The 271-nt window shown below is 79.0% G+C and carries 1 protein-coding gene; it reads left to right on the top strand.

Going from position 1 to position 271, the window contains the following annotated elements:
• A partial coding sequence (locus AAHZ94_RS35370) for an ATP-binding protein (protein ID WP_349997721.1) occupies positions 1-271 on the top strand: 271 nt, incomplete at both ends.

The following is a 271-nucleotide window of genomic DNA, read 5'->3' as shown; positions in this document are numbered from 1 at the left end:
GCGACCGGCCACCCGGCCGTGGCGACGGTCCGGGTCGAGGTCGCGGACGTCAGCAACTGCCCCCCGCGGCCCTGGCGCGCGGACGACGACGACACCCACGGCCGCGGCCTCGAACTGGTCGACGGCCTCGCGGACCGGTGGGGTTGGAAGCCGGAGGGCAACGGCAAGAGCATCTGGTGCGAGGTGGACCGGCAGGCGCCCCCCGGGCCGCCGGCGACCGCCGCGCACACCGCCCGGTACGGCGCGGAGCCGGCCGGGACCGCGCCTGACG

Origin of the sequence: Streptomyces sp. HSW2009 (genome assembly GCF_040240285.1) — a bacterium.
GTDB lineage: Bacteria > Actinomycetota > Actinomycetes > Streptomycetales > Streptomycetaceae > Streptomyces.
This window is presented reverse-complemented; position numbering and strand designations above follow the sequence as displayed.